Raw genomic sequence first — 20,059 nt, 5'->3', positions numbered from 1 at the left:
CTTATTTTATAGCAGATCGACTATAGTCTCTGACCGTGTCTTATTTATAAGGTGCGGTTTTTTTATGGCAAAAACTTTAGAAAATGTAGTGAAACATCAAATGACAAATCTGAGCGGCTGTTAATAAATACAACTCGTCAGTGAAGCCCCTGCCCCAGAGGCACAAATTGCGGTCACTGAAGCGCGCAGCGTAGAGCCTGTCGTCGTTGAGACAACGCGCGTGATACGTCCAGCCAAGTACAGCGTCAAAGAAGTCATTATCGCTCCAGACGATCAAATCAAACGCGTCAACACCACTAAAGGCACGGCAATCGCCATCGAAGATAGTGCCAATCGCGCTGTGATTGTGAGCGCAGAGGCCGATACCGGCGTCCTTGATAACACAGAAATCAACCAAACCTTCCCTGTGGTTCGCGTTCCTGCTGCTGACGAGATACCTCAGGTAACGAAAGAGGTAAATGAATAAAGGATTGGCATATAACCTGTTTTAAATACGCGCTCAAAGCGCCAAAAAACGAAGACAACCGAAGACAAGCTTGGATAGATATTGTCGCAAATGTATTACCAACGTTTCATAATGTCACAAGAAAACACCAAGCTGTTAGAACCTTAATGACTTTACTACTGAAATACTGGCCCTAGAGCTGGTATTTTGCGTTTGGGAATAATAACAAGATCGTATCAGCACATAAGGTAGTGACCCAAAGTTCACCATCTTATGCGCGGATTTGTGGTTTTGTACATAATCATCTTATTATATTTTGGAGTTTTATTATGAAAAACATGGCTTTATCACTACTTATGGGTGCGACGCTTATCTTACCAACCATGGCGATGGCAGCCCCAGTCAACACAGCAGAGGTGACCCCAGCGGATAAACTGGCCGAACCCGTAGACAATACCTTACAAGCTGAAGTCGAAGGCCCAGATGGTGAGTTACTGGCCACTCAACCTGGCGCTGTAGAAAGTGAAGAGGCAGTTGCTATCACAGATGCAGCAGCCATGGAGGTGGCGACTAACGAAGCTACTGAGGAAGAAAATGATGCAATGGCAGCGGCTGGCATGCAACCTGCGCAAACCGAGCAGCCTGCACCAGCACTCAACATGCAGCACAGTGATGCAAACTATCAGCCACTATTGGCAGGTGAAGGCGCAACCGACGACGAAGCTGCCAACACAGAAATCACATTACAAGAAAAGAAAAAAGACAAGCGTGGTGAGCTACTCGCAACGCAGCCTGCGGATGTCGAGTTTAAAGAAAATCGCCGTATCGCTATCGCACGCTAAGATTTGGGCGCAATAATAGCGTCTCGATAATAGCAGCGCCTCAATTATAGCGTCGCTAACAAACAGCATAAACACAGATAGTATTTTGCCTAGTACGGCACAATTGATACAAGCGTCTGACACAAAAAAGGCAGCCCAATGGCTGCCTTTTTTCTATTTTTTATAATACTGATTATTTTTTGCTTTTGGTCACGCCGGCTTCTTGTAGCAGTGCGCCCAAAGTCCCCATTTTTGCTGGTGCGTCGGCTTTTTGAGCCTTGCTGCGGTTAGAGGCACTGTCATTAGCTTGACGATGGTCACGCGGTTTTGTTGCACGCTTATCCGCTGGGCGCTTGTTGTTTGGACGATTGCTGCGCGGGCGGCTCGCTTTTTCATCACCACCAGTATTGCGGGTCGCAGGATTGGCGGCTGGCCGCGCTGATTTTTCTGCTTCAGGCTTCATGCTAAAGCCAATACGGCCACGTTTTTCATCAATGGAGATGACACGTACCGAGACGATATCGCCTGGTTTGACACGGTTCATCGGATCAGCGACAAAATCATTGGCCATCTGTGAGATATGTACCAGCCCGTCTTGATGCACACCGACATCCACAAAACACCCAAAGGCAGTGACGTTGGTCACCACGCCTTCTAGCTGCATGCCTTCGCTTAAGTCTTTAATGCTATTGACGTCTTCACGGAAGCTAGCGGTCTTAAACTCAGGGCGTGGATCGCGCGCAGGTTTTGCCAGCTCTTCAATGATGGCTTTTACACTGACATTGTCGTCATTGGCCGCCAGTGCTGTGGTATCAATGCTATTTAATACGCTGCCATTACCCAGCACCTCTGGCAATGCTTTACCAGTTTGCGCCAGCAAGCTATCAACCAGCGCGTAGCTCTCTGGATGAACGCCTGTCGCATCCAGCGGGTTGCTGCCACCGTGGATACGCAAAAATCCTGCCGCTTGCTCAAAGGTCTTGACCCCGAGGCGTGGCACGTTTTTGAGGGCTTCACGGCTATCAAAAGCGCCGTGCTCTTTGCGATAAGTCACGATTTGCTGAGCGACGTTTTTGTTTAGACCAGCGATATGCGCCAAAATAGCTGGGCTTGCAGTATTCACATCAACACCAACCGCGTTCACACTATCTTGCGTGACTTTATCAAGGCTGTCGGCCAATTGGTTTTGGTTGACATCGTGCTGATATTGACCCACGCCAATGGCTTTTGGATCGACTTTGACCAGCTCAGATAGCGGATCTTGCAAGCGACGGGCGATAGAAACCGCACCGCGTACCGAGACATCTAAATTAGCAAGCTCATCACTGGCAAGCTCACTGGCAGAATAAACAGACGCGCCTGATTCATTGACGATCACGGCTTTGGCTTTTAATTCAGCGTTGGCGGCCAAAATCTCTTTGATCATCGCATCGGTTTCGCGGCTGGCCGTACCATTACCGATAGCCACCAAATCAACCTTATAAGTGCTTAATAACTCATCGATGATTTTTTTGGCTTCATCCATCTTATTATCAGGAGCAAACGGATAGACAGTCGCCACCACAGGCTTGTCTTCATTATCTAACATGACATGACCTTGGGCATCGACAACTGCCATCTTGACGCCGTGACGAATACCTGGATCGACACCCAAAATTACCTTGCGGCCAGCAGGTGCAGCCATGAGTAGATGCTGTAAGTTACTGGCAAACACCTCAATTGCATCGGCCTCAGCGGTCAGACGTTTTTCGGTCAATAAACGATGCTCGATATGCGGGCGCCATTTATCCTTCCAGAGACTGGTCGCCGCCGCCTGCAAAAACTCACGACGGGCAGCAGGCGCTTTGGCATCGATATCAAAATGACTGATGATTTTTTCGATAAAGGGAGCGTCTTCGCCATCGACTTTTATACCTAAGACGTTCTCTTGACGACCGCGTAGCATGGCTAGTAGGCGATGATTGGGCAGGCGCGCTAGGCTCTCACTGTGCTCAAAGTAGTCTTTGAATTTTTCGCCCACTTCGCGTTTTTCGTCACTGGCGACAGTCGATACGATGCTCGCTGTCTTTGCAAAACCATTACGCAAGTTATCAAGCAAATCCAGCGCTTGCGTCCATTCATCAATGATGATGGCTTGTACGCCCGCCAGTTGTTTGTCTAGATCACCAAAGTCGACCTCTATCTCATTGCCCTTGTCATCAGAGATACTGGCTGGCGCCTTATAATCTGCCAATGCATCAGTTGGGGTAATCTCTTGGGTCAACAGCGCTTGTGCCGGTACATCCAAACCGGCGGCGCGGGCTTTGGCCGCAGGAGAGCGGCGGCGCGGACGGTATGGCAGATAGATGTCTTCTAGCTCAAGTTTCGATGTCGCATTGTCAATGCGCGCCTGCAGCTCATCTGTCAAGTTGCCTTGCGTGCTGAGCAGTTCAGTGATTTTGAGGCGGCGACTGGCCATGTCACGCTCATAGTTGAGCGATTTTTCTAGCGCTCGCAGTTGTGCATCGTCAAGATTTTGCGTCTTTTCTTTACGATAACGCGCAATAAAAGGAACTGTCGCGCCTTCATCATAAAGTTTGACAAACGCATTGACTTGAGCAGTCTTAATGCCAAGCGCGCGAGCAAGCTTGTCGTGAATATTCGCGTGTGTGGTTGCATCCAAAACCTGTGTATTTGTCTGGGTTTGAGATGGCGTTAAGGTATCAGTGCTACTCATATACGTATCAATCGTTGAGAAATGTAGTTTTGCATTATAGCAAAAGCTGCATGAATAAAAATCCTTTTTATCTTTTTGCGCTTTTGCCTATATTTTATGGCCGATATCGCCTTTTATCCTTTCTGTTTCGGCGTTGTTAAACAAACGCATACAGCATTTATCCTGATGGGTGATGCAATTGCTGGTGCAATCTTATACACTAAAGTATCAGCGGCGCTGTTTGGTGGTGTCTTGCAGCGTGAATCTCTAAGTCTGACTCTAGTTAGCTGAATGTAAAACTGTTATGGATTTAAACGCGCTACTGGTATAAATTTTACTTGCGTGCTGCGTTCCCAGAGGCTGCGCAAAATTCATCCCAGTAGCGCTATGACATTTTTAGAGTGTATCTACTATATTTTGTATCGCTTAACGCCGCTACATAACTTTGTGTGCTTCTATATTTAGAAAGCTATAGTCGAACCCAAATAAATCAGATACCTGGCTATCAAGTCGCTCAATGAAATGGTGTTTTTATATTGGATTGACTATAAGGCATATTAAGAGGGAACTTTGTTGTTAGATAGTGTTTTAGATAATTTTTTAGACAGTTTTTAATCACAGAGCAAATAATGATAAGGGTGTTGCTCAGCGCAATTTATGCGTGACACCGATAATGAATATTCATAATAATTTTTATAAGAGGATGCCTGTATGACAGATAATAATAGCCCAGATACTTTGACTCAGCGTATTTTGGTCGTCGATGACGATGCCCGCCTGCGCTCTTTGTTGCAGCGCTTTTTAGAAGACGATGGTTTTGTCGTGCGTACCGCCCATGATGGCAGTCAGATGGATAAGCTGATGCAGCGCGAGCTGTTTTCGTTGGTGGTGCTTGATTTGATGCTTCCTGGTGAGGACGGCATTAGTATCTGTAAGCGCTTGCGTGAAGACAATGCCGACATCCCTATCATCATGCTCACCGCCAAAGGTGGTGACGCTGATCGTATCGCTGGCCTCGAAGCAGGCGCTGATGACTACTTACCAAAACCCTTTAACCCAAAAGAGCTGCTGGCACGTATCAAAGCGGTACTACGTCGTCAAAACCGTGAACTGCCGGGTGCGCCAAGCCATCAGCTAGAAGTGGTAGAGTTTGGACCATGGACACTTGATTTATCAACGCGTACGCTCAAACGCGACGGCAATGTCGTGACTTTGACAACAGGCGAGTTTTCCGTCCTAAAAGCTTTGGTGCAACACCCGCGCGAGCCATTGACTCGTGATAAGCTTATGAATTTGGCGCGGGGCCGTGAATGGGGGGCGATGGAGCGCTCTATCGATGTACAGGTCTCACGCCTGCGCCGCTTGATTGAGGACAATCCGTCACAAGCGCGCTATATCCAGACGGTATGGGGCGTGGGTTATGTGTTTGTACCAGATGAGGCAGAAGCCGAAACCGCCAAGAGTGAATAGCTTTTGACTGATTTAATTTATTTTAATATAGGCCGTGTTTGGTTACTCACAAACATGTGCCAATATGATGAGCATATCTGTGAAAAACCCAATTATTTTTCAAAACATACCTTGCACCTTAGTGACAGGGTTTTTGGGTGCTGGCAAAACAACCCTCATCAATCACTTACTGACTACCAAACCGACCGAACAGCGCTGGGCGCTCTTAATCAATGAGTTTGGTCGTATCGGTATTGATGGTACGCTGCTAAAAGGTGCTGATTGGTGGCAGGCTGCGCAAGAGACGATCGCCGTACGAGAGGTCAGCGGCGGCTGTATTTGCTGTACCAGTCAGCTACCCTTACAAATCGCCATCAGCCGCCTACTCAGTGAGCACAAGCCGCAGCGTTTGCTCATCGAGCCGACCGGACTGGCTCACCCTCGCGAGCTCGTCCAGCAGCTGAGCGAGCCACATTGGCAAACTGCCCTACAGATGCAAGCGGTACTCACCGTCTTAAATGCCAAACAATGGCAGCAAGCCAAATATCGTGAGCATGAGGGCTTTGCGGTGCATGTGCAAGAGGCCGATGCACTGATTATCAATCGTTACGACCATCTAAGCGCCGACGAAATACAAGCGCTACAAGCATGGATAGCTACACTGAATCCGCACGCTATTATCATTTGGGCGGCACATGAGCCTGCTGCGGCCGTTAGTCATGATAGCGATCATAGCAATAATCCCGATAACAGCAGCAATGGTAGCAGTGACAAAAATGACGCGCTGCCAGCCTATATCGCCATGCTACGCGAGCAGTTGACCAAGCCCAGTCAGGTCTTGAACCGTCAGCACAAGGTTGCGCTTGGGCCATTGGCCAAATCAGCACTTCGCACGCCATTGCAAGGTAACATTCCTGCTGTCTCTGCGTTGGCCGGTACTACCTTGGCTGGCAGTAGCGCCCAGAATAATACCGATAACGAGCTGCCTTATCGTTATCACGAGACACAGCAAGACCTGCTCTTGGCCGGTTGGCGACTGCCAGCGCATTATGTGCTGCCCGCAGATACCTTACAAAGTTGGCTGCTGAAGCTACCAAACTGGCAACGCATCAAAGGCGTGGTGCACACCTTTGATGGCTGGTTGCAGCTGAACTTCACGCCTGATAGCCTAACTACCCGTACAGTCGGTGCGCAGAGCGATAGCCGCTTGGAGGTCATTTTGCAAGGTACTGACAATGGCAGCAATGATGGCGCTGACCATACGCCTGTCGCTATCGACTGGCAAATCTATGATCGTCAGCTTATGGCAATGGTCGTGGCATTAGGGTAGCGAGCCTCTATTTACTTATTGGTCGCTTCTGTATAGCTTCAATACAGGCTACACACACAAAAAGCCAATACTGTAGAAGTATCGGCTTTTTCAATTTACTCTTATCATGTGTGCCTGCTATCGAAGCTGACTGTCCTTACTACCACGCCGATTAAACAGCTCCGTTGCCCGTGCGGTTTTTTCAAGCTCGCTCTGACAGCCGACACAGTGCTGCACTCCGGGTACGGCCAGTCGCCGTGCTTGTGGGATCGCATTGCCACACTCATCACAAAACTCAGCGCTTTCACCTTTAGGCATAGCCCGTCGCGCCCGCTCTAATGCGTCGTTGACCGTTGCATCCATTTGCTCGTGCTCAGCACCATCTCTTGACCATCCACCTGCCATAACGTCATCCTATTTATTATTAATGCTATTTAGCTTTTAAAAAATAAAAGCCTTTAATAACAAATAGATGGGGACGTCTTTATAGATTACAATGCCAGTTAGTCGCGGTAGATGAGGACGCCATCATCAGATATAGGCTAATCATGATGAGACGTGCCTGAGCCATTTTTCTTATTGGCGATCGCTAGTCTTTTGGTTGCAACGCGACCACTTGCCCACGCACGCCGATACTGGCATCACTCATCAAGCAGACATAACCTGCCATGATATCCTCAGGGGGTTTTAGGCTCATGGGGTTTTCTCCTGGGTAGGCATGAGCACGCATGTTGGTACGCGTCCCACCCGGGTTGATACAATTAAAACGTAAATTGGTGGTGTTTTTTGTCTCTTGGGTAAAGATATCGCTCATACCTTCTACTGCCTGCTTGGAGAGCGCATAGGCACCCCAAAACGCGCGCGGATGCGTGCCCACACTACTAGAGGTAAAGACGATAGAACCATTGTCTGCGTCTTTGAGCAGCGGTAGCAGCGCCTGCGTCAGCATAAATGTCGCCGTACAGTTGACCTTCATCACTTGTGCAAAGGTATCGACGTCATACATCTCAAGCGGTGTCAGCTGCCCAAGCAGACCAGCATTATGCAAGATACCATCTAGCTGGCCGATTTCTTTATCGATCAGCCCCTCTAGCTGCTGCATCTCGGCATAAGTGGCACCCTCTAGGTTCATCGGTAGCATGGCAGGCTGCTTGCCGCCAAAGCTCTCAATCTCATCATAGACATACTCAAGCTTGCTGCTGGTACGTCCGAGCAACAATACAGTCGCGCCATAGCGCGCATAGGTCAAGGCGGCGACCCGCCCGATACCGTCACCTGCTCCTGTCACCAAAATAGTCTTGCCATCCAAGCAGTTGTCAGGGGGTACAAAGCTGCGGATTTCATCATGTGTCAATGGCTGGGTAAAACCAGCTGTGTCTGTACTGCTCTGCGGTTTGGTTGGCTGATTCGTAGTGTCACTCATGGCATTACTCACTGCTTATTATTAAATAGTTAGGATGCTTAATCGATATTTCGATAAATGGCTTTTAAGGCTTAGATTGTAGTGCTTATCTTGTAGAGGCTATAAATAATCGAACTGCCCCGAAGACAATAAAAGTTTATTTAACGCTTCAGGCGTCTCAGTAATATAGTCTGCGCCCCATTTTTTTAGGCTTTTTTGGTCTTCAGGCGGGATATAGCCATAAGCGGCCAAAATCGTCGGCATGCCAGCGGCGTTACCGGCTTCGATATCGCGTATATGATCGCCGACATAGAGTACGCAGCCTGCCGCACCGCGCGGAATACCGAGCTTCTCTAAGGCCACATACATTGGCTCGGGATCAGGTTTTGAGCGCGAGACATCATCGGGGCACACCAGCACCGCGCAGCGCTCATCTAATTGCATCACACTGAGCAGCTGCTCGGCCAAATAACGCGGCTTATTGGTGACGATACCCCATGGCACGCCTTTTGCTTCCAGTGTGCTCAGTACCTCGTCGAGCGCAGGAAACACGCAGCTATCGACGCAGATGTCTGCTTCATAATCGTCCAAAAACTGCTGACGAAAGCGCTGCAGCTCTTCATCACTCGCTTGCAGTTGATCATTATGACGCAGCATCAGCTGCACCATGGCCGAGGCTCCGGCAGAGACTTGCTCTCGAATTTGCCCCTCCGGCGGCGCTTGCCAATCGTTTTCACCGCTCATCTTTGCGATGATGCGGACAAAGTCAGCAGCAGTATCGATTAACGTCCCATCAAGGTCAAATAAAACCGCTTTTACAAATTGGCTCATAATAAATGCTCTTAGTCTAAAAGATAAATATAGGCAAAATCACTTGAGGACGGCGCTATCGTAGTGGTTTTTGTACCGCCATCATATAATTGACATCGACATTTTGTGCCAGCCAGTAGCGTTTGGTCAGCGGATTATAATGCAGGCCAATGATGTCTTGGCGTCTAAATCCAGCATAGCCAGCCATTTTGTCAAGCTCAGCGGGGGTGATGAACTTGGCATAATCGTGAGTGCCGCGATCAAGCAGACGCAGCACATACTCTGCGCCAATGATGGCAAACAAATAAGACTTGGGGTTGCGGTTGATCGTCGATAGCACGCACACCCCGCCTGGTGCCAGCAGCTCAAAACACGCCTGCACAATCGACTGAGGGTCCGGCACATGCTCCAGCATCTCCATGCAGGTCACCACATCGAACTGACCGGCGTGCGTTTTTGCCAGCGTCTCTACAGGGATATGCTGATAGCGCAGCGTGTGCCCAAGGCCACTTTGCTCGGCGTGGAGGGCGGCAGCTTTTAGGTTTTCGGTTCCCAAATCAATGCCTGTGACATCTGCGCCGCGGCGTGCCATTGACTCTGACAATATCCCGCCGCCGCAGCCCACATCCAGCACTTTTTTGCCCGCCAGACCCTGCTCGGCAGTCTTATTAGTGTGCTGTTCATCAACAGAGGACTGCGCGCTTTGATAGCCGCGTTTGATATTTTCTTCTATCCAGTTGAGGCGTAGTGGGTTGATTTCGTGCAATGTCGCAAAGGCGCCCGTGCTACTCCACCACTCCCCTGCCAGCTTATTAAATTTATCCACCTCGCTGGCATCCACATTGATGCTGTTAGTCTCGGCATCATTGACGCGGCTATCGGTTTGCTCATTGGCAGTTGACGAAGAGGCATGGACTGAGCTCATGATATTTCCTTTATTGTCATTATAAGTGTCGTATATGAAGGGATTGTCGTACAACGTCTACAACTTCTACAACGCGCACGACGATACCCTTAATATTAGCATGAGAGTAGCGGCTTTGTCGTGAGGTACATCGTCACGGATTGTGAGTCATGGCTATTGATTCGCTCACAGCTTTACAACCATTCGTTAAGAATCGGATTCACAAGCGCCTATGTTTTACGTTATCATAGGCGCTACTCTATGGTAGGTCGACCGTACTCGACACTATATCGTTTATACAGCTTTTAGCACTTTTGGCCTGTCTAAGCGGTAAAACCCATCATCACCCTAAGTTTATACATCTCAAGGATAAAGTATGAAACGTGTCATTACACTGACTGGTCTGGCTATGGCTATTGGACTTGCCACTATGGGCGCACAAGCTGCCGACTATGTCGCCGGAAAAGACTATCGCGTGCTCGACAATCCAGAAAAAATCAGCGGTGACGCCATCATTGTTCGTGAGTTTTTTTGGTATGGCTGCCCGCATTGTAACGTCCTCAATCCGCATATGGAAAAGTGGGCAAAAACCAAAGACAAAGATGTCGCGTTCTTTAAAACCCCAGCGGCGCTAAACCCTGTTTGGGAAGCCAACGCCCGCGGTTTTTATGCCGCCCAGCTATTAGGGTTTGAAAACAAAACCCACGACGCTTTGTTTGATGCCATTCATAAAGACGGCAAAAAACTCTTTGACCAAGCATCATTGAGCAAGTGGTATGCGTCAAAAGGCGTGGATGAAAAGAAATTTAACAGCCTATATAACTCGTTTGCCGTCGGTACAAAAATCGGCCGCTCACAAGCTGGCGCAAAGCGTTATCAGCTCTCAGGGGTGCCAGCAGTCGTGGTACAAGGCAAATACGTCGTCACCGGTGAAAGCGCCAAAGTACCCAAGGTCGTTGATTATTTGGTCGACAAAGCACGCGCCGAAAAGAAATAAACCCAGCCCTTTAACCGAGCGCTTCGATCTTATCGCAGCCTCGGGCATATCGTGATAGTAAGCTTATAAATAAAAGCCAATCATTTGATGATTGGCTTTTTTATTTATTTGCATTTGTATAGTCGATTCTAAATAAAACAGATACATTGTATGTCAACGTGGGACTGGTATAAATTTTTCTTGCGTGCTGTGCCTACGCCGACAGATGCTGCGTAAAATTCATCCCAGTCCCACTGTATCGTTTTTATACTGAAATCACTATAGCGACGCTGGGCAGTTATTTTTTGAGCTGCGACAAGATGGCCACTTCTCGTATATAACTGGCCAAATCGGCTTCTGATTCTGCTAGTAGCTCATCATCTTGCATGTGTTTGGCGTATTCAATCCATAACAACAGCTGATACATGCTGTTGCGCTCAGAAGCTTTGTATTGTTTGACAAACTGCTTTAGCGTGCCTTCGTCATTGATATTGAGGCGATCATACCAGCTCTCGATTTTGGAGACTTGCTCTTTTGGAAAATAGGCATCAAACAGCGCTTTGACAAGCTCGTGGCGGCTTTCTTCGCCGATAAGCTTACCCACACGCTTGGTCTGACGATTGCGCGCATTGGCACTGGTGATGTCCGCCAATGCCATCAGCTCAGCCATAAAATAATCACTGGCTGGCAGTTTTTTTAGCTGTTTTTTCGACAAGCTTGCAAGCGGTATGGATAACTGCTGCAAGCGCTCATGGGCTTTTTTGAGTTCTGTGCGCGAGACGCGCATATCCTGTTCTGACCAGTCAATCATAAAAGCGTTCCGAAGTGATGAATAGTAAAATAATAAGGTGCACGTCTGCTAGGAGTTTACCACCGGCTTTTTTCGCGGTGCTTGGCCAACACCTTGACCCCTGCTGGCATGTTCTGTGCCAAACGGCGCTGCAAAGCATCTATGATAAACACCGAGCGATGCTTGCCGCCTGTACAGCCAATCGCTACCGTCACGGTATGACGGTTGTTGTGCAAAAACTCAGGCAGCCAGCGCGTCAAAAACTGATCGATATCATCGGTCATTTCTGCCACTTCTGGATAGTCGGCAAAAAATGTGGCGACCTCTGCATTTAGACCAGTCGCCGCTCGCAGCTCAGGGTTCCAATGCGGGTTTGGCAACACCCTTACATCAAAGACAAAATCAGCATCGATAGGGCTGCCATACTTAAACCCAAAAGACAAAAGATTGATGACAATCTGATTGTCCATGCCGATATGCGCACGTAAGCTGTCTTTTAACTGATGGATATTTAAGCTGCTGGTATCGATTCTGATATCAGCGTGACCTGCTATCGGCTCTAGCAGCTCTATCTCTCTTTTGATAGCCGCTGGCAGGTTAAAGGCGATATGACCGGCATTATCACTATCCACATCTTGCGACATCAGCGGATGGACACGGCGAGTGGCATTGAACCGCGCGATTAAAGTATACTCTTGCGCGGTGACATAAACGACTTTGACCGCCTGCTTGCCATACGTTGCCTTTAGCGCCTCATAAGTCTCTGCAAAGTTAGACAAATCAGCGCGCGGTGTGCGAATATCGACTCCAAAGGCGATACGGCGTATACTGCTTTCCATCACCAGCTTATGAGCTGCCTGTGGCACCAAAGACAAAGGCAAATTATCGATAGAATAATACCCAAGATCTTCTAAGATATTGAGCACTGATGTTTTGCCAGAGCCTGAGCGGCCTGAGACGACAAGGATGCTAAGTGCATCTGCAGCGGCTGGTCGTCGCACTTGCTCCAAAGCCTGTTCAGACGGCTGATTGCTATTGTGTTGATCCATGTCCATCATCCACCTGTCCTAGGTTATCCAAGCCATACATACCAAACCACGCTACTCAGCCATCACAAAAGCGGCCTTGCCTTTGCCACAGAGCGGCTATGGCAATTGTTGTCGGTAGTTGACGCTATTGCTTCCTGCACATTGCGATATTACGATGTCTAATGATATGACGGCGAATTGCATAATGACTACTTAAGCGTCACTAGCTGATTGTCCAATAAACGCGCGCGCCCAAGCCATGCCGCTACCAAAATAACCATATCTTGCTTATCTTTATCAAAATCCTCTGTAATAGCATCCAGCTCAGCGGTTTTTATCTGTAAATAGTCAACAGTAAACCCTGCATTTGTGAGGTGCTCACGCGTCTGTGCAAGTAGCGCCGTTATGTGCGGCAATATCGAGCCTTGCGGCGCTATCTTTATATCTTGCAATTGCTGCGCCAAACCTTGCAGCGCTTGATGGAGCACAGGAGCCACCTGCCGCTCGCTGGCCGTTAAGTACTGATTGCGTGATGATAGCGCCAAGCCATCAGCAGCACGGACAATGGGCGCGGCGATAATCTCTAGCGGATAATTAAGATCTCGCACCAACTGCTTGATAATCGCCAACTGCTGGTAATCTTTTTGTCCAAACACTGCCGCATCAGGCTGGATGATATTGAACAGTTTTGACACCACGATACCCACCCCATCAAAGTGTCCAGGACGTGACTGCCCGCATAGCTGCGCGCTAATCGTCCCTGCCAGCACTGCTGTCGCGGGCGGCAAGACTGGATACATCTCCTCGATACTGGGCGCAAAGACATAGTCCGCTGCCACTGTGGCAAGTTTTGCCACATCGTCGTCCAGTGTGCGCGGGTAGCTATCAAAATCTTCACCTTCACCAAACTGCGTGGGATTGACAAAAATACTCACCACAACGATATCAGCGTGTTGCTTGGCGATGTTTACCAGCTCAAGGTGGCCATCATGCAGATTGCCCATCGTCGGCACCAGAGCGATAGATTGCTGAGTGCGATGCGGCTGCAGCGCTGCACGCAAGTCTGATATCTGCTGATAAATGATTGGCATGATAAAGCCTTCTGTTCTTAATAATCGTAATTGCCCAAAAACAAAGTCAAACTCACTAGAATTGTCAAACTATCATCAATCCAGCTTAAAACTAGCTAAATTGATGCTGGGTGGTAGGAAAGCTGCCCTCACGTACCGACTGCTGATACAGGGCAAATGCGCCTTCAATACTACCAGCACGATTGCGCTCATCGGTCAAAAAATCATGGACAAAACGCGGCACGCGGCCGTGCGCCATACCAAGCATGTCATGCATGACCAGCACCTGACCATCGGTATCTGCGCCTGCGCCGATTCCGATCACTGGTACCGCGACTGCTTGCGTCACCGCTTTGGCCAGCTCAGCGGGCACACACTCTAATACCAGCAGCGCTGCGCCTGCATCGACGACGGCTTTGGCATCAGCCAGTAGCTTGTCTGCTGCTGCCTCACCGCGGCCTTGGATTTTATAGCCACCAAAGACATTGACCGACTGCGGCATCAGCCCCAGATGCACACACGTTGGGGTGCCTGCCCGCGCTAAGGTTGTGACCAGCTCGCACAGCTCACGACCGCCTTCTATCTTTACCACGTGCGCGCCCGCCTGCATCAGCTTGCGGCTATTGGCCACCGCTTCTGGCAACGTGACGTAGCTCATAAACGGCAGATCTGCCAAAATCAAAGCGCTGCTATTACTCCGAGCGATATTGGCGGTATGATAAACCATATCGTCAACCGTGACTGGCAGCGTTGAGTCATGGCCTTGAACGACCATCCCCAAGCTATCACCGATTAAGATCGTGTCAATCTGCGCCTTGTCCATCATCCGCGCAAACATCGCATCATAGCAGGTTAGGCACGTAAACTTGGTGCCTTCTTTTTTAAATTTATTTAGCGTAGATAACGTCGTCATATAGCCCTCAATCTCTTTGATTATCAGCTGAATATCTGGCGAGCGCACCGCTCATGAGTTACTTTTTAATAACTTGAGACCCGTCCAATCGCAGCTTGGTGGATAGTCCGCAATCGGCTTGCCCAATACCTGTAGCTCTGGCGCTATCTCACGTAGCGGCAGCAAGACAAAGTTACGCTCACACAATCCAGCATGCGGTATAGTCAGCTTAGCGTCCGTCATTTGCAGCTGATCATATAACAAAATATCGACATCCAAACTGCGCTCGCCCCAACGGCGCAATCGCGTCCGTTTTGCTTGCGCCTCTAGCTGCTGACAAAACGCCAATAGCTCAAACGGCAATAACGTCGTCTCAAACCCCGCGACCGCATTGACAAAATCAGGCTGGTCTTGTGGCCCCATCGGCGCTGACGCATAAAACGATGATACCCGTAGATGACGTATCTGCGCATGCGCTTGTATCGCGTTGAGGGCGGTCTGTAGATGTTCGGTCGGCGAGCCCAGCTCATTGGCCAAATTACTACCCAACCCCACATAGGCGCATGCCCACTCTGCCGCGTCCTGATTACTGCCGTGATCAGTTGTGCTATTGACGTCTACAGCACCATCGGCACTTTGACTGTTATGAAGGCGATTATTCATACCATTGGCTCTCACAGTCACCGATCAAGCGCCTTCAGCACTAGGCTGACGACGGCGACGCTTTGCGGGTATCGAGCCTTTATCCGTCTCTATCAGACTGATGAGCGGCTGAGGCATTGCAGTTTGTGTTTTTTTGCTTGTGCTGGGCGCGGACGTTTTTTTAGCGGTAGCGGCTTCTTTATGGTCTGTGCCGCGCTTAGCTGGCGGCTCAGCTTCGGTAGTAGACTGAGCAGCAGGTTTTGGCGCTTGTTTTGCATAAGTCTTAGCCGGTTTTACGGGCGTCTGCTCGCTGGCATCGGTCGCTTGCGGTTTGGTCGTAGTAGCAGTACTGCTGGGCTGACGGCGGCGACGCTGATAAGGTATCGGCGCATTATTGAGACTCACCAGTGCTGGCGACTGGGCAACCGTGAGCGCAGGCTTATCTGACACCGATGCGACGGCTGTGTGCTTATCCTCGCGGCTAACGGCTTGAGCCGATAGCATCGGCTGTGTTGTGGGTGAGCTTTCTGCTTGCGCCTTTGATTGTTTTTGTGGTCGTTTTTGCGACTGTTTAGGCGCGGCTTGCTGTTTGTCTTGAGCGGCGCTCTGAGCCTCTTTATCTTGCGGCAGCTGTTTTTTTAGCGGCGGTACGACTTTTTCGTGCTCGATGACAAACAATGGCTTTGGCGCGGCAGGCTTTTTGTGCGACTGCTTGATAGCTGCCAGTGACAATTGCTGCAATTGTGCCAGCTCCGCCTCGTCCTGCGACAATGACTGATTGTCATCATGACGACCAGCGCTTGACTTGCTGTTTGGCTGACTCTTTGATTTGCTAGTCGCTGGCTGTGATTTGGCACGGCGACGACGCGCAGGAATACCGCCTGTATCAGCACTGTCTTTTTGATGTACATTTGATGGCTTGGACGACGCGGCATATGTCACGCTATCGATACTACTATCTGACTTTTGGTTTTGGCGATTGCGCCCACGGCCGCGCTGGCCTTTTTTGTAAGCGCCGCGGCGGATATTTTCATCAAAATCAGCGATGGCTTGCTGCTTGTCTCTCTCGGACAAGGTTTGATACGTCTGCCACCATTCGCCCATACCATTGGTCGACTCAGACAAGGGATGCTCGGCATCGCCGCACTGCTCACGCAGCAATAAAAAATCAAAACCTGCGCGAAAACGTGGATGCTCAGAGAGTTGGACGATTTGCTTGTTACGCGGTGCGGACAGCTTGGGCTGCAAAATCCAGATATCACGGATAAATTGCTCAGCAAACTTTGGGATGGCGGTTTTGATACGCTGACGGTCGATGACTTTGCCAGCGGCGTGCAGTTGCGCATCGGCAAAAGGCATGTTGCGTTTTTTGGCTTTTTCTAGCTGATGCAGGTAGTTTTCCCACAATAGCGCCGCATAAAAGAACGCCGGATTGATGCTTTTGCCAGCAGCGATGCGCTTATCGGTATTGATCGCCACTTGCTTGACCAGTGCGCTTGGCTCAGCAGGTGGATAAATGACCAAACTATCCATCGCCCCTGACTCAAACAATAACGGCAATAGCGGCACCAAATAGCCACCGGTAAACATCTTTTGCGTCTCGTCATAGAGACGGTGCGGCGATATTTGCTCAAGTAGCGCCCAGTTGTCCTCGTGGAACTGCTCCGCCAATGCCTCATCAAACTCAAAGCCAAGCTTGGCCTTAAAACGCAGCGCCCGTAGCAGACGTACAGGGTCTTCTTCGATACGAGTAGGCGCGTGGCCAAGCAGACGAATGATGCGATTGTCGATATCGTCAAGCGCCCCACAAAAATCATGGACCACGCCTTTGAGTGGTTGATAATAGAGCGCATTGATAGAAAAATCACGACGGGCAAAGTCTTGTTTGATATCGCCCCAGACATTGTCGCGCAAAATCATACCATCTTGGTTGGTATTGGCGTTGTTGGTCGGTGGTCCGCGAAACGTCGCCACTTCAATCAGCTCACGGCCGGAATACACATGCGCCAATTGAAAGCGGCGACCGATGATGCGGCAGCGCTTTCCAAAGACGTCTTTGATCTCATGCGGCTTGGCATCCGTCACTGCGTCAAAGTCTTTTGGACGCAGACCCAATAATGTGTCACGCACCCCGCCCCCGACGATATAGGCATCAAACCCAGCTCGGGTCAATGTGGCAATGACTTCAGTAATGGAATTGGGTAATTCAGATTTATTCAGTTCTAACTGCTTGGCGGCACGCTCGGCCATGCATCTACTCCTCGCCGGTATTCTTTGATCACCCCTAACAGACACAGTGTTTATCAGGCGGATGTAACGACTAGTTTAACAAATTTTGCGCCTGCTGGGTGTGTTATGACCGTTACTTACGTGCTATTTTGTCAATATTCGCCTTGATTATTGCCAAACGCCTTTATTCATCTTGTACGCTGATGCGCGCTCGGTTTTTCTCAACGGTCTTCTGACCGATGCCTTTGACCTTTGCCAAGTCATCGACCGTCTGAAAACCGCCAAACATCTCGCGGTATAAAATAATCGCCTGCGCCTTGCTACTACCGATACCGTGCAGCGAGACCAGCTCGCCCTCACCAGCACGATTGATATTGACCACCGTTTGCGTGCGTGCTTGCAACTGTGCGGCCTCTTGCGCCAATAAAGACGCGTATGCTTGCTGCGGACTGGCAAAACAAGTCGCTGCCAAAGCCTCGCTTAGCATGAGCGTCATGATAAGCACTGCCCCAGCGGCAGCCGCACCGATCAAGCCAGGTTTATGATGAGCGTTCATGTCGTTTTGCCGCCTCCCACAAGGCATCCATCTCCTCAATATCGCTATCCTCTAGGCGCTTGCCTGCCGCCGCCAGCTGCGCTTCGATATAGCCAAAGCGGGATTTGAATTTATGCACACAGGTCAGCGTTGCCGCTTCGGCGTTAAGGCTGAGCTTGCGCGCCACATTGACCAGCGCAAACATACAATCGCCTAGCTCTTTTTCGATATCGCTAATATTGGCTTTTATCTCCGCCTTGGATTTATCCCTAATCTCCGTCTTTAATTCTTCGACCTCTTCTTCTAACTTCTCAAAAGCGCCGCTGATGCCGTTCCAATCAAAGCCCAGTTTTGACGCTTGGCTTTGTACCGACTGCGCTTGCATCAGCGCACTACCTGCCTTCGTCGCATCCAAACGCCGATGCGGTTTGCCCCGCGCTTCGTCGACTCGCCGCTCCTCCGCTTTTATCTCATCCCAGCGCGCTTTGACCGCAGCCTCGTCTTTAAGACTCTCCGCTTCAAACACATGCGGATGACGACGAATGAGCTTCTGTTGCAAAGTGGTAATCACATCGCTCATATCAAAACGCCCTTGCTCAGCGTAGAGCTGGCAATGAAAAATCACTTGCAGCAGTACATCACCCAGCTCGCCCTTGATATCTTCATCGTCGTCCGCTTGTACTGCTTCGCCAAGCTCGTAGGCCTCCTCAATGGCATAAGGAATCAGGCTATGATTGGTCTGTTTTTTGTCCCACGGACAGTCAGCACGCAGCCGCGCCATCAAGGCAAGTAAGTCATCAATCTGGCCGGTGGCATCAGGGGTGCCTTGTACAGGCGTGGGTGGCAACGTGGTTTGCTCTAACGGTTTCATAAAAGATGCTCTTGTTTTTGCGGGTTGGTTCCTATGACAGCTAGTGTATCATTGAATAGCAACTGGCTTTTGACTTCCTCCCCTCCCTAAAGTGAGGGGATTCCTACTAAAGACGGTCAAGCCCGACCGCGAGAATGTTTTTTGCTCCATTAACATCTCTGTTATGGGTCGTTTTACAAGAACGACAAAACCATGCTCTTATACCAAGACCTGATCTACCTTTCGGACTGTCTTGGCGGGAGCCGCAACACGAGCAGGTTTGGGTGCTGTACGCTTCATTGACTTTGATATAATGGCAACCTGCGTTCGCGCATTTGTAATCCAGTTGCCGCTTAATTTCAAACCAACCAGCATCATAGACGGATTTGGCCAGTTTGGATGAAGTGAATGATGTTGATTTAATCTTTCCAACAACGATTAAGCTGTTGGCCTTAACAAGCTTTGATGTGAATTTATGGATCAGATCTTGGCGGGTGTTTTTAATCTTGGCGTGAATGGCACGGACCCGCTTTTTGTTTTTAGCACGTTGGGCGGTGGCCAGTTTTTCTGCGTATTGATGGGTGACTTTGATTTGTAACTGATCACCATCGCTACTGACTGCTGAATCTTTACAGCCTAAATCGATACCGACTTGGCCAGTGCCACATTTAATCTTTGGAAAGTCTTTGACGGTGATACAGGCGTACCATCTGCCTCGTGCATCTTGTACCAACTCACAGGTGTTGATGCTGTAGAGGGCTAGGTTATAGCTGTCCCACAGATCAATGATCAGCTTTTTACCCTTAGCAAGGCTTAGCTGAATGGTGGATTTAAGGCTTTTCTTGCCTGATTGACGAGTTGCTAGGTGTTTTATGGCTGTCTTTTTAAAAGGAATCCAGCCCAAACTTCTACGTTTGGCTTTAGAATTATTGGTACGCCAGTTGAGTTTGGCTTTTTTGAATTGTTTACGAGCCTTGGCATGGGTTTCAGAGATGGCTTGTAGGGTTTGGCTGTGCAGACTCAGGTATTCACCCGCCCCTTTAGTGTAAGCGGCCAAATCATAGGCTGAAAAGAATTTGCCAATGCGCTGTAAATGTTTAAAACTTAACTCATTGACGTAATTCCAGACAAAATTAACTGACCCAGCCAAGATATTGAGCTGAGTGGCATGTTTGTCTTTGATGCGTAGTTTGAGCGTTTTCATGGGATAAT

At 49.3% G+C, this 20,059-nt stretch carries 20 protein-coding genes; 6 read left to right on the top strand and 14 right to left on the bottom strand.

Going from position 1 to position 20,059, the window contains the following annotated elements; translation table 11 throughout:
- The first annotated feature begins 220 nt into the window (after nucleotides 1-220).
- Entirely contained in the window at nucleotides 221-466 is a 246-nt protein-coding gene (locus BTV99_RS09755; protein ID WP_178377950.1) for a hypothetical protein, read from the top strand.
- Between the two features lie 308 nt (nucleotides 467-774).
- Nucleotides 775-1,287, top strand: coding sequence for a hypothetical protein (locus BTV99_RS09750; protein WP_075102184.1), 513 nt, complete (start codon nucleotides 775-777; stop codon nucleotides 1,285-1,287).
- A gap of 172 nt (nucleotides 1,288-1,459) precedes the next feature.
- Here BTV99_RS09750 and BTV99_RS09745 read toward each other — a convergent pair whose 3' ends face one another.
- Nucleotides 1,460-3,982 (bottom strand): Tex family protein, encoded by a 2,523-nt coding sequence (locus BTV99_RS09745; protein WP_075102183.1) that lies wholly within the window; start codon nucleotides 3,980-3,982, stop codon nucleotides 1,460-1,462.
- Between the two features lie 96 nt (nucleotides 3,983-4,078).
- Here BTV99_RS09745 and BTV99_RS13450 point away from each other — a divergent pair, with 96 nt between their 5' ends.
- From BTV99_RS13450 to BTV99_RS09735, 3 genes are all read left to right on the top strand, one after another.
- Nucleotides 4,079-4,252: a hypothetical protein gene (locus tag BTV99_RS13450; protein WP_178377949.1), complete on the top strand. Its 174-nt coding sequence runs from the start codon at nucleotides 4,079-4,081 to the stop codon at nucleotides 4,250-4,252.
- A 420-nt stretch (nucleotides 4,253-4,672) separates the two neighbouring features.
- On the top strand, nucleotides 4,673-5,431 hold the full coding sequence (gene ompR, locus BTV99_RS09740; protein WP_075102182.1) for a two-component system response regulator OmpR: 759 nt from the start codon (nucleotides 4,673-4,675) through the stop codon (nucleotides 5,429-5,431).
- 79 nt (nucleotides 5,432-5,510) lie between these two features.
- On the top strand, nucleotides 5,511-6,740 hold the full coding sequence (locus BTV99_RS09735; RefSeq protein WP_256713773.1) for a GTP-binding protein: 1,230 nt from the start codon (nucleotides 5,511-5,513) through the stop codon (nucleotides 6,738-6,740).
- Nucleotides 6,741-6,857: 117 nt separating this feature from the next.
- On the opposite strand, the gene BTV99_RS09730 is transcribed toward BTV99_RS09735, so the two are convergent.
- The 4 genes from BTV99_RS09730 to ubiG all read right to left on the bottom strand — a co-directional run bounded on the left by BTV99_RS09730 (nucleotide 6,858) and on the right by ubiG (nucleotide 9,856).
- Nucleotides 6,858-7,124, bottom strand: a complete 267-nt coding sequence (locus tag BTV99_RS09730) for a DksA/TraR family C4-type zinc finger protein (RefSeq protein ID WP_075102180.1) — start codon at nucleotides 7,122-7,124, stop codon at nucleotides 6,858-6,860.
- 184 nt (nucleotides 7,125-7,308) lie between these two features.
- Complete coding sequence (locus tag BTV99_RS09725) at nucleotides 7,309-8,142, bottom strand: YciK family oxidoreductase (RefSeq protein ID WP_075102179.1); 834 nt, start codon at nucleotides 8,140-8,142, stop codon at nucleotides 7,309-7,311.
- Between the two features lie 99 nt (nucleotides 8,143-8,241).
- Nucleotides 8,242-8,952: an HAD family hydrolase gene (locus BTV99_RS09720; protein WP_075102178.1), complete on the bottom strand. Its 711-nt coding sequence runs from the start codon at nucleotides 8,950-8,952 to the stop codon at nucleotides 8,242-8,244.
- Between the two features lie 55 nt (nucleotides 8,953-9,007).
- On the bottom strand, nucleotides 9,008-9,856 hold the full coding sequence (gene ubiG, locus BTV99_RS09715) for a bifunctional 2-polyprenyl-6-hydroxyphenol methylase/3-demethylubiquinol 3-O-methyltransferase UbiG (protein WP_075102177.1): 849 nt from the start codon (nucleotides 9,854-9,856) through the stop codon (nucleotides 9,008-9,010).
- A 355-nt stretch (nucleotides 9,857-10,211) separates the two neighbouring features.
- Here ubiG and BTV99_RS09710 point away from each other — a divergent pair, with 355 nt between their 5' ends.
- On the top strand, nucleotides 10,212-10,832 hold the full coding sequence (locus BTV99_RS09710) for a thiol:disulfide interchange protein DsbA/DsbL (RefSeq protein ID WP_075102176.1): 621 nt from the start codon (nucleotides 10,212-10,214) through the stop codon (nucleotides 10,830-10,832).
- A gap of 277 nt (nucleotides 10,833-11,109) precedes the next feature.
- Here the strand turns inward: BTV99_RS09710 and yjgA are convergent, their stop codons facing one another.
- The 9 genes from yjgA to BTV99_RS09665 all read right to left on the bottom strand — a co-directional run bounded on the left by yjgA (nucleotide 11,110) and on the right by BTV99_RS09665 (nucleotide 20,051).
- Entirely contained in the window at nucleotides 11,110-11,622 is a 513-nt protein-coding gene (gene yjgA, locus BTV99_RS09705; RefSeq protein WP_075102175.1) for a ribosome biogenesis factor YjgA, read from the bottom strand.
- A 56-nt stretch (nucleotides 11,623-11,678) separates the two neighbouring features.
- The gene (gene rapZ, locus BTV99_RS09700; RefSeq protein WP_372046632.1) at nucleotides 11,679-12,656 is read right to left on the bottom strand and encodes an RNase adapter RapZ; all 978 of its coding nucleotides are present in this window, start codon (nucleotides 12,654-12,656) and stop codon (nucleotides 11,679-11,681) included.
- 182 nt (nucleotides 12,657-12,838) lie between these two features.
- Entirely contained in the window at nucleotides 12,839-13,720 is an 882-nt protein-coding gene (gene panC, locus BTV99_RS09695) for a pantoate--beta-alanine ligase (RefSeq protein ID WP_075102174.1), read from the bottom strand.
- 91 nt (nucleotides 13,721-13,811) lie between these two features.
- The gene (panB, locus tag BTV99_RS09690; RefSeq protein ID WP_075102239.1) at nucleotides 13,812-14,612 is read right to left on the bottom strand and encodes a 3-methyl-2-oxobutanoate hydroxymethyltransferase; all 801 of its coding nucleotides are present in this window, start codon (nucleotides 14,610-14,612) and stop codon (nucleotides 13,812-13,814) included.
- A gap of 51 nt (nucleotides 14,613-14,663) precedes the next feature.
- Nucleotides 14,664-15,254: a 2-amino-4-hydroxy-6-hydroxymethyldihydropteridine diphosphokinase gene (folK, locus tag BTV99_RS09685; RefSeq protein WP_083608611.1), complete on the bottom strand. Its 591-nt coding sequence runs from the start codon at nucleotides 15,252-15,254 to the stop codon at nucleotides 14,664-14,666.
- A gap of 24 nt (nucleotides 15,255-15,278) precedes the next feature.
- The gene (gene pcnB / locus BTV99_RS09680) at nucleotides 15,279-17,483 is read right to left on the bottom strand and encodes a polynucleotide adenylyltransferase PcnB (protein ID WP_075102173.1); all 2,205 of its coding nucleotides are present in this window, start codon (nucleotides 17,481-17,483) and stop codon (nucleotides 15,279-15,281) included.
- A 163-nt stretch (nucleotides 17,484-17,646) separates the two neighbouring features.
- The gene (locus tag BTV99_RS09675; RefSeq protein ID WP_075102172.1) at nucleotides 17,647-18,018 is read right to left on the bottom strand and encodes a ComEA family DNA-binding protein; all 372 of its coding nucleotides are present in this window, start codon (nucleotides 18,016-18,018) and stop codon (nucleotides 17,647-17,649) included.
- Nucleotides 18,002-18,868, bottom strand: a complete 867-nt coding sequence (gene mazG / locus BTV99_RS09670) for a nucleoside triphosphate pyrophosphohydrolase (RefSeq protein WP_075102171.1) — start codon at nucleotides 18,866-18,868, stop codon at nucleotides 18,002-18,004. Before mazG ends, BTV99_RS09675 begins: the two co-directional genes overlap by 17 nt.
- 106 nt (nucleotides 18,869-18,974) lie before the next feature.
- On the bottom strand, nucleotides 18,975-20,051 hold the full coding sequence (locus BTV99_RS09665) for an RNA-guided endonuclease TnpB family protein (protein ID WP_075102170.1): 1,077 nt from the start codon (nucleotides 20,049-20,051) through the stop codon (nucleotides 18,975-18,977).
- Between the last annotated feature and the right edge of the window lie 8 nt (nucleotides 20,052-20,059).

Origin of the sequence: Psychrobacter sp. Rd 27.2, assembly GCF_001921755.1 — a bacterium.
In the GTDB taxonomy this organism is placed as follows: Bacteria; Pseudomonadota; Gammaproteobacteria; order Pseudomonadales; family Moraxellaceae; genus Psychrobacter; species Psychrobacter celer.
This window is presented reverse-complemented; position numbering and strand designations above follow the sequence as displayed.

Coding starts and splice junctions, on each gene's coding strand:
- BTV99_RS09750 (WP_075102184.1), top strand. CDS start 775: ATGAAAAACATGGCTTTATCACTACTTATGGGTGCGACGCTTATCTTA.
- BTV99_RS09745 (WP_075102183.1), bottom strand. CDS start 3,982: ATGAGTAGCACTGATACCTTAACGCCATCTCAAACCCAGACAAATACA.
- BTV99_RS13450 (WP_178377949.1), top strand. CDS start 4,079: ATGGCCGATATCGCCTTTTATCCTTTCTGTTTCGGCGTTGTTAAACAA.
- ompR (WP_075102182.1), top strand. CDS start 4,673: ATGACAGATAATAATAGCCCAGATACTTTGACTCAGCGTATTTTGGTC.
- BTV99_RS09730 (WP_075102180.1), bottom strand. CDS start 7,124: ATGGCAGGTGGATGGTCAAGAGATGGTGCTGAGCACGAGCAAATGGAT.
- BTV99_RS09725 (WP_075102179.1), bottom strand. CDS start 8,142: ATGAGTGACACTACGAATCAGCCAACCAAACCGCAGAGCAGTACAGAC.
- BTV99_RS09720 (WP_075102178.1), bottom strand. CDS start 8,952: ATGAGCCAATTTGTAAAAGCGGTTTTATTTGACCTTGATGGGACGTTA.
- ubiG (WP_075102177.1), bottom strand. CDS start 9,856: ATGAGCTCAGTCCATGCCTCTTCGTCAACTGCCAATGAGCAAACCGAT.
- BTV99_RS09710 (WP_075102176.1), top strand. CDS start 10,212: ATGAAACGTGTCATTACACTGACTGGTCTGGCTATGGCTATTGGACTT.
- yjgA (WP_075102175.1), bottom strand. CDS start 11,622: ATGATTGACTGGTCAGAACAGGATATGCGCGTCTCGCGCACAGAACTC.
- rapZ (WP_372046632.1), bottom strand. CDS start 12,656: ATGGACATGGATCAACACAATAGCAATCAGCCGTCTGAACAGGCTTTG.
- panC (WP_075102174.1), bottom strand. CDS start 13,720: ATGCCAATCATTTATCAGCAGATATCAGACTTGCGTGCAGCGCTGCAG.
- panB (WP_075102239.1), bottom strand. CDS start 14,612: ATGACGACGTTATCTACGCTAAATAAATTTAAAAAAGAAGGCACCAAG.
- folK (WP_083608611.1), bottom strand. CDS start 15,254: ATGAATAATCGCCTTCATAACAGTCAAAGTGCCGATGGTGCTGTAGAC.
- pcnB (WP_075102173.1), bottom strand. CDS start 17,483: ATGGCCGAGCGTGCCGCCAAGCAGTTAGAACTGAATAAATCTGAATTA.
- BTV99_RS09675 (WP_075102172.1), bottom strand. CDS start 18,018: ATGAACGCTCATCATAAACCTGGCTTGATCGGTGCGGCTGCCGCTGGG.
- mazG (WP_075102171.1), bottom strand. CDS start 18,868: ATGAAACCGTTAGAGCAAACCACGTTGCCACCCACGCCTGTACAAGGC.
- BTV99_RS09665 (WP_075102170.1), bottom strand. CDS start 20,051: ATGAAAACGCTCAAACTACGCATCAAAGACAAACATGCCACTCAGCTC.